9 protein-coding genes, 1 tRNA gene and 1 pseudogene are annotated in these 8,333 nt (G+C 46.8%); 2 read left to right on the plus strand and 9 right to left on the minus strand.

The window, feature by feature from the left end; genetic code table 11:
* Positions 1-53: 53 nt before the first annotated feature.
* The 9 genes and pseudogenes from AAAT87_RS14535 to AAAT87_RS14575 all read right to left on the minus strand — a co-directional run bounded on the left by AAAT87_RS14535 (position 54) and on the right by AAAT87_RS14575 (position 6,981).
* Positions 54-566: pseudogene (locus tag AAAT87_RS14535) on the minus strand (RNA polymerase sigma-70 factor).
* An 85-nt stretch (positions 567-651) separates the two neighbouring features.
* A tRNA-Gln gene (locus AAAT87_RS14540) sits at positions 652-722 on the minus strand.
* A 66-nt stretch (positions 723-788) separates the two neighbouring features.
* Entirely contained in the window at positions 789-2,090 is a 1,302-nt protein-coding gene (tyrS, locus tag AAAT87_RS14545) for a tyrosine--tRNA ligase (protein WP_089545324.1), read from the minus strand.
* Between the two features lie 63 nt (positions 2,091-2,153).
* Entirely contained in the window at positions 2,154-2,405 is a 252-nt protein-coding gene (gene yidD, locus AAAT87_RS14550) for a membrane protein insertion efficiency factor YidD (RefSeq protein WP_153097075.1), read from the minus strand.
* Positions 2,402-2,806, minus strand: coding sequence for a ribonuclease P protein component (gene rnpA / locus AAAT87_RS14555; RefSeq protein WP_254919012.1), 405 nt, complete (start codon positions 2,804-2,806; stop codon positions 2,402-2,404). Before rnpA ends, yidD begins: the two co-directional genes overlap by 4 nt.
* Positions 2,807-2,814: 8 nt before the next feature.
* The gene (locus tag AAAT87_RS14560) at positions 2,815-3,564 is read right to left on the minus strand and encodes a uroporphyrinogen-III synthase (protein WP_295024007.1); all 750 of its coding nucleotides are present in this window, start codon (positions 3,562-3,564) and stop codon (positions 2,815-2,817) included.
* Between the two features lie 6 nt (positions 3,565-3,570).
* Positions 3,571-4,602 carry a DUF4271 domain-containing protein gene (locus AAAT87_RS14565; protein ID WP_153089638.1) on the minus strand — a complete coding sequence of 344 codons (1,032 nt, stop codon included), beginning with the start codon at positions 4,600-4,602 and terminating at the stop codon, positions 3,571-3,573.
* A gap of 50 nt (positions 4,603-4,652) precedes the next feature.
* A complete protein-coding gene (gene metK, locus AAAT87_RS14570) occupies positions 4,653-5,927 on the minus strand; it encodes a methionine adenosyltransferase (RefSeq protein ID WP_295024010.1) in 1,275 nt (424 codons plus the stop codon).
* 148 nt (positions 5,928-6,075) lie between these two features.
* The gene (locus AAAT87_RS14575) at positions 6,076-6,981 is read right to left on the minus strand and encodes a tyrosine recombinase (protein ID WP_349226822.1); all 906 of its coding nucleotides are present in this window, start codon (positions 6,979-6,981) and stop codon (positions 6,076-6,078) included.
* Between the two features lie 133 nt (positions 6,982-7,114).
* Between AAAT87_RS14575 and aroQ the strand changes: the two genes are divergently transcribed.
* Both aroQ and AAAT87_RS14585 read left to right on the plus strand, forming a co-directional pair.
* Positions 7,115-7,549 (plus strand): type II 3-dehydroquinate dehydratase, encoded by a 435-nt coding sequence (gene aroQ, locus AAAT87_RS14580; protein ID WP_089545330.1) that lies wholly within the window; start codon positions 7,115-7,117, stop codon positions 7,547-7,549.
* Position 7,550: 1 nt separating this feature from the next.
* A complete protein-coding gene (locus tag AAAT87_RS14585; RefSeq protein ID WP_349226823.1) occupies positions 7,551-8,189 on the plus strand; it encodes an O-methyltransferase in 639 nt (212 codons plus the stop codon).
* Positions 8,190-8,333: the final 144 nt, after the last annotated feature.

Here is an 8,333-nt window from a genome sequence, read left to right on the forward strand (position 1 = left end):
GGCAAAATCCTGGGCAACTTTTTGTTGCTCAGGCACTTATAAATAATGTTAAACTATAGTGTTGCGGAATTAAGGATATAGAAAAAATCTGCAAGAAAATCATCTTTCTTGCCTCGTAAGGTCTTTAAAGCCTTGGAAATCTGATGTTCTACGGTCTTTTCCGACAGGTTGAGTTCTTCGGCAATCTCCCGATAAGTCATACCGTCACGCTTGCTCATCAGGAAGATTTCCCTGCATCGTTCGGGCAATAGCTCGATAGCCGTCCACAGTTCTGCCTCCCGGAAAGAACTTTCCTGTGCCTGGTCATCAGAAATTGTGCCGCTCAAGTCAGAAGGAGAAATCTCCGTATCTATCGGAGACTGGCGGCGCAAACGGTCGATTCAGGCATTGCGCACAGAGGTATATAAGAAAGCCTTGATGTTTTCCGGCATGATGTTCCTACTTATCAATTTCACAAAACAATCCTGCACCACGTCTTCAGCCTCATCGATATCATGCAGATAATGAGTGGCATAAAGACATAGCGGACGATAATAGTGCTGAAATATCAAGTCTATCTCTTGCATAAACCTTCTCTACCTAAACTAAACTCTTATATAACAAAATAACCCTTCAAATCCGCAAAGACCTGAAGGGTTATTTCATTATCTGTTGTCCCAGGCGGATTCGAACCACCACTGACAGAACCAAAAACTGTAGTGCTACCATTACACCATAGGACAAGCAAATCGGATGCAAAGGTAGTGGATTTTTTCTCCACTACCAAATATTTTCAATACTTTTAACGATTACTTAACGGTAATCAAGAAGTAGTTCTTCTTACCTTTCTGAACCAAAAGATACTTGCCGTCAATCAGGTCATCAGCAGTTACAACCTGGTCGAAAGCAGCGAGTTTCTCCTTGTTGAGAGAAACGCCACCACCCTTAACGAGCTTGCGCATCTCGCTCTTGCTTGGGAAGATCTGCATACCCTCCTGATTGAAGAGATCTACGGCTGTACCACCGAGCAGGTTCTTGTCGAGGTCGTAGTGAGGAACATTGGCGAATACATCGTTCAATGTAGCCTCATCGAGCTGTGCCAGATTCTCCTTGGTAGCCTTACCGAAGAGGATGTTGCTGGCTGCGATAGCCATATCCAAGTCCTCCTGTGAGTGAACCATTACGGTAACCTCCTCAGCCAGACGCTTCTGGAGTACACGGCGACCAGGATCCTGCTTGTGCTCCTCTACGAGGGCATCGATAGTCTCCTTGTCGAGGTCGGTGAAGATCTTGATATACTTCTCAGCATCATCATCGCTTACGTTCAACCAGAACTGGTAGAAAGCATAAGGAGTTGTGCGGTTGCGATCCAACCAGATGTTACCACTCTCTGTCTTACCGAACTTCTTGCCGTCTGCCTTGGTAATCAAAGGACAAGTGAGGCAGAAGCACTCTGCATCGTTACCCAATGTGCGGTGAATCAACTCAGTACCGGTAGTCATGTTACCCCACTGGTCATTACCACCCAACTGGAGGCGCACGCCATACTTCTCATACTGATAGAGGAAGTCGTAGCCCTGGAGCAACTGATAGGTGAACTCTGTGAAAGACAAACCGTCACGAGCCTCACCGTTCAAGCGCTTCTGCACGCTATCCTTAGCCATCATATAGTTGACTGTGATGTGCTTACCTACCACTCGCGCAAAGTCGAGGAAGGTGAAGTCCTTCATCCAGTCGTAGTTGTTAACCAACTCTGCCTTGTTAGGCTCATTGCCATCGAAGTCGAGGAACTTAGATACCTGCTTCTTGATAGCTTCCTGGTTATGATAGAGAGTCTCAGAGTCAAGCAGATTACGCTCCTGGCTCTTGCCAGAAGGGTCACCAATCATACCTGTAGCACCTCCCACGAGGAGATAAGGCTTATGGCCACAACGCTGCAAGTGACGCAACATCATGATACCGCAAAGGTGACCGATGTGCAGAGAGTCTGCAGTAGGGTCTGTTCCGAGATAGGCAGACACCATGTGGGTGTTAAGGTATTCCTCAGTACCTGGCATAATCTGTGCCAGCATACCACGCCATTTCAATTCTTCAACAAAATTTTTTGCCATCGAATGTGATTTCTTTATATATTATATAATATGTATAAGGGGCCCAGCGAAACAGCCGGAAACTTACGGCACGGGATCATAGCCCGAACCACCCCAAGGGTTGCATCTCAAGATACGCCATATTGCCAAAGCCAGCCCCTTGAAAGGTCCATGCTTCCGTATGGCTTGCCTGGCATATTCAGAGCAAGTTGGCTGAAAGCGGCATGATGGCGGTGTATAGGGAGTGATGCACTTCTGATAGAACAGGATAGGAAGTACCAACAGCCAGGTCAGTACTTTTACGATTCCATGCCAGACGATATGCAGATACTTCATAGTTTCTCTACCAATCGTTGCAGGTTCTTGTTCATCTTGGCATTCAGCTCAGCCGAATCGTGCAGTTTGCCATCCTGCCAGATGACGGCAAGCAGCAGCTGCTTGTCGGGCATCTGTGCCATACGCTCCATCAGCTCATGCTTCTGGGTGCGGTAAGCTTCACGGATCTGTCTTTTCACCCGATTGCGTTTCACGGCTCTCTTGAAGAATCGCTTCGACACGCTTACCATCAGTTCTACAGAAGCACTCTGCTCATCAGTCTTGTCAACAACAAGATACACCATCTTCAAGGGCCAAGCCGTCATAACATGGGCTTTACCGCTAAAGAGCTGGTCTATGAGCGTCTGCTTGCATAGGTGCTCTCTCTTTCCGAAAGTGTTATCTGTTTCTGTCAACATCATATAGTTTCTTATTTATTGTTTCGCTTCAGATAATCCTTCAGCGCTCCAGTCATGGATGGGAACTCCTTGGTAGGAGCCTCCAAGTCGATGCGAAGACCTTCGTCAGTTACAGTCTTCATGGTTGCCGGACCGAAAGCACCGAGAGCAATCTTGCCCTGCTCAAACTTAGGGAAGTTCTTCTTCAGGGCTTTTACTCCTGTAGGACTGAAGAAAATCATCATATCATAGTCGAACGACTTGATTTCTTCCTCTGTGAAGTCATTGCTTATCGTGCGATACATCACGCACTCAGTATGATTCAGCTTCTTCTCGTCGAGAAGGTTCTTCACATCATCATTGTGCACACTACTCAGTGGAACGAGATATTTCTCTCCTTTATGACGACTCATCTGTGCCATCAATCCGTCGATCTTGCCAGTATCACCGAAGAAGACCTTGCGCTTACGATACTGTACATACTTCTGGATATAGAGTGCGATGGTTTCAATAACACAGAAATACTTCATATCCTCAGGAATGGTAATACGCATCTCCTTGGCTAATTTGAAGTAATTGTCCACTGCATGGCGAGATGTAAAAACGACTGCAGTATAGTCTAACAGATTAATCTTCTGCTGACGGAATTCTTTCGCTGTAAGTCCCTCAACCTTAAAGAATGGGCGGAACACACATTCTACGCCGTACTCCTTCTCGATATCATAGTAAGGAGATTTCTCACTTGCCGGTTTTGGCTGAGAAACTAAAATTTTTTTAATCATCTTGTCTTAAAAGTTTATTTTCAAATAATGACTGATTAATACGAGTCCACCCCAAAGGGCAGACAGAGGTACTACTTCAAGGGCACAAAAGTACAAAATTATCTGCAAAAACAAGCCATTTCTTTTAAAAAATATAAGATAACTCTTATAAAATGACAATATTTTCACCAATACAAGTACAATTATGGTATATATCACTGCTACCTGGAGCGATAAGTCGAAGTAAGACAGGAGCATAACTACCGGAAACAGCAGTACTCCCTCACAGGATAACAGGAAGAGATACGCCTTGAGCCATTGTTCATTTTTTTTCTTGTCGAAGAATACCAGACCCGCTATGGTATAGAGCAAAGCCTTGATCAGGCAATAGCTCATCACATATCCGGCATAGATACAGATTACCCAATTCTGCTCGATGGTAAACGTATCGCTGATGGATGCCTTCGAGTAGAAGAAGTATCCGAGTGCCACCAGCAGGCAGGTCTGCAATACAAAGAAGAACTGGAAGCGAACCTCCGAACTCGTCTCCGTAATCACCGTAGTTCCCTCTCGCTGAACGCGGAAGAAGGCCTTTGCCTGGCGGAAAACGAAATGCTTCGACTTGGAGAATGCAATACATGCCAACACAAAGCACAAAAGCAGCAACGAGGTAATGAAGTTGTCGCCCGCCACCGTATAAGGCACCGGATCACCCGCCACACCCAGTCTTCCACCTCTTAGCTCAGGATGGAAGAGCGAGTCTTTCGAGAAGAACGACTCACGATAGTATTGTGGCAAGCTCACATCTCTGAAACTCTTGCCTGCCTTGTGTCCAGGCAGATGCAGGGTATCGGGCATCCCGCTCCAGTGAGTAATCTCACAGGGTTTGACGTGCGCCCTGATCATGGAATCCTGTTGGGCAGGGGTCGCATTCTTAGGCAGCCAACTCAGCACCTGTTTAGGTGTGAGTTGGCTGCTATGTTTTTGCTGGACAGATTGCTGCTGTAATTCAGCTTCAATCTCCAGACCTGTATGTATCGAATCTGCTTGCTGCACCATTCTTTTCTATCGATTTCCTAAGAAACCGCTCTCTTATTGTTATTCGTTCCTTAAAGACCGAAAGCCTTCTTGATTTCATCTACCTTATCGAGCTTCTCCCATGTGAAGAGCTCTACCTTCATGGTCTTTGCTTCGTGATAACGGCTGGTGAAGGTCTTCTCCACTACCTCGTTCTTACGACCCATGTGTCCGTATGCGGCAGTTTCAAAGAACATTGGCTGACGCAACTTCAACTGGCGCTCGATAGCCTTTGGACGGAGATCAAACATCTCGGCAATCTTCTTGGCAATCTCGCTGTCGGCCATATTCACATGGCTTCTGCCATAGGTATTTACGTAGATGCTTACAGGCTCTGCCACGCCGATAGCGTAACTTACCTGAACCAACATCTCGTCTGCCACGCCGGCAGCTACCATGTTCTTGGCGATGTAACGGGTTGCATAAGCTGCAGAACGGTCCACCTTACTAGAATCCTTGCCAGAGAAGGCACCACCACCGTGAGCACCCTTGCCACCGTATGTATCTACGATGATCTTACGGCCGGTAAGACCTGTATCTCCATGAGGACCACCAATTACGAACTTACCGGTAGGGTTTACGAAGTACTTGATGTCGTCGTTGAAGAGAGCCAATACCTTATCGCTCAAGTGAGTCTTTACTCTTGGAATCAGGATATTGATCACATCCTCACGAATCTTTGCCAACATAGCATCATCATCGTCCTCGCCATTTGACTTCTTGATGAAGTCATCGTGCTGGGTAGAAAGCACGATGGTATCGATGCGCTGTGGGATATTATCGTCTGAGTACTCGATGGTAACCTGGCTCTTAGAGTCTGGACGAAGATAAGTCATCACCTTACCCTCCTTGCGGATATCAGCAAGCACACGCATGATGAGCTGTGCCAGGTCGAGTGATACAGGCATGTAGTTTGCGGTTTCGTTTGTAGCGTAACCGAACATCATACCCTGGTCGCCAGCACCCTGATTCTCATCCTCCTCACGGCTTACACCGCGGTTGATGTCATCACTCTGCTCGTGGATGGCAGTGAGCACGCCACAAGAGTCACCGTCAAACTGATACTCGCTCTTGGTATAACCGATCTTCTTGATGGTCTTGCGGGCGATAGTCTGCAAGTCAACATATACATTAGAGCGAACCTCGCCCATGATTACTACCTGACCAGTAGTACAGAAGCTCTCGATAGCGCAGTGAGCATGGTCATCGTATGCCAGGAACTGATCGAGCAAAGCATCTGAAATCTGGTCGGCCACCTTATCTGGATGTCCTTCAGAAACTGATTCTGATGAAAACAAATATGCCATATTTTTCCTTTATTTTCTGTTATTAATTGATGTTCTTTATTTTGCGGCTGCAAAGTTACACATTTTTTTTCAGATTCTGCCATATTCAGCCGAAAAATAGAGCAAATACAGCCGAATAATCCTCCTTTTGTAGCTGAATCATAACCATTTACTCTTTCCTGTGCCTGATATTGCGTGGATGATGGTATAAGATGGCATCCCTGAGGTCGGAAGTTTCGATATGCGTATAGATTTCCGTGGTTCCGATGTCCTCGTGTCCCAACAGTGCCTGAATCACTCTCAGGTCGGCTCCACCCTTGAGCAGAGCGGTGGCAAAACTGTGTCTCAGCGTATGGGGCGAAATGGTTTTCTTGATACCCGCATCCTGTGCCGCATTCTTGATCATGATGAGAATCATCACACGGGTAAGATGGGCACCTCTGCGGTTCAGAAAGACATAATCTTCCTCTCCGGGCTTGATCTTCATGAGATTGCGGTCGATGTACCACAGGTGAATTTCCTTCAATGCCCTGTCAGAGATAGGCACCAGCCTCTCCTTCCTTCCCTTTCCCAGAACTCTGATAAACTTATCCTCCTCAAAGATCTGACTGATCTTGAGATTCACCAGTTCCGTAACACGCAGTCCGCAGGAGAAAAGGGTTTCGATGATAGCCTTGTTGCGCTGCCCTTCCCATTTCGAGAGATCGATGGCTGCCTCCAGCATATCCACCTCCTCTACAGAGAGATATTCCGGCAAATGTTCGCCTATCTGCGGCGAAGGCAACAGTTCGGTAGGATCATCCTTGATATAGCCGTCGGTCACCAGATAACGGTAGAAGGAGCGCACCCCACAGAGGATGCGTGCCTGTGAGCGGGCAACGATGCCATTGTCGTGAAGACTTGCCGAGAAGTTCTCCAGATTTTCCAGCTTCATATCAACCAGTGCCACATCGTTCTGGCGGGCATAATCTATGAGATATTCCAGGTCGTGGCGATATGCCTCAAGCGTATTATACGTATAGTTTCGCTCCAGCTTGAGGTACCTCATATAATTCCTGATGATGTCATTTGCCATTTTCTTATCTAATTTCTTGTCAGTTTCCAATTTTATTATTACCTTTGCATCAGGGTTAGCTATGAGATAGATAACCTATGCATCTGCAAAGATACAAAAAATTAATGATACAGACTTAAAAAATCATGTGATTATGAAGATACAGATTATCAATGGTCCTAATTTGAACCTCCTGGGCGTTCGCGAGCCAGGCATTTATGGCAGCAATTCTTTCGAGAGCTATCTGCCTAAGTTGAAGGCTAAATACCCTGATGTAGAGATAGAATACTATCAGAGCAACATCGAGGGCGAGCTTATCAATAAGTTGCAGGAAGTAGGCTTCACCTACGATGGCGTAGTGCTCAATGCGGGTGCCTACACCCACACCAGCATTGCCTTGCAGGATTGCATCCGCAGCATGAAATGCCCTTGCGTAGAGGTGCATATCTCCAATGTGCACAAGCGCGAGGAGTTCCGCCATCACTCTTACATCTCCTGCGCCTGCCTGGGAGTCATCTGTGGATTCGGTCTGGCTTCCTACGACCTTGCCATCGCAGGAATCTTATCACAAAAGGAAAACGGGGAGTAAGATGACCGAAACAGAATTGATAGACAAATACATCTGCCAACATATTGAGCCAGAAGGAGATTACCTCTATCGCCTCTACCGTGCCACCAATATCCATACCATTCACGGACGTATGGCGAGTGGTCACATCCAGGGCAGATTACTCAAGATACTGGTGCAGATGATTCGCCCCAAGAATATTCTTGAGGTGGGAACCTTCAGTGGCTACAGCGCCATCTGTCTGGCTCAGGGATTGCAGGAAGGAGGCAAGCTCTATACTTTCGAAATCAATGACGAGATGGAAGATTTCACTCGTCCCTGGATTGAGGGTTCAGATGTTGCCGACAAGATTGATTTCCGTATTGGCGATGCCAACGAAGAAGCACCCAAACTGGGGGTGATGTTTGACCTGGCTTTCGTGGATGGCGACAAGCGCACCTATATTGAGACATACGAGATGGTGATGAAGATTCTGAATCCTGGCGGTTATATTCTGGCAGACAATACGCTGTGGGACGGGCACGTCATCGACCCAGCCTACAACCGCGACCATCAGACCAAGGGCATCCGTGCATTCAATGACCTGATTGCCAACGACCCTAGGGTAGAAGTAGTCATCCTGCCGCTGCGCGATGGCTTGACACTCATCAGAAAGAAATAAAAAGAAGGTGTGTCATAAGTCACATCCAATACGCCCTGAAAGGGCAGAAGCACCTAGCCCAGGGCAGCGCCCTGGGTTTTAGAACAAATACAAAAAAGTCGCCCTGAAAGGGCAAAAGCTTTGAAATTGAAAGCTTTTGCCCTT

Origin of the sequence: Segatella sinensis, assembly GCF_040095255.1 — a bacterium.
Lineage (GTDB): Bacteria > Bacteroidota > Bacteroidia > Bacteroidales > Bacteroidaceae > Prevotella > Prevotella sinensis.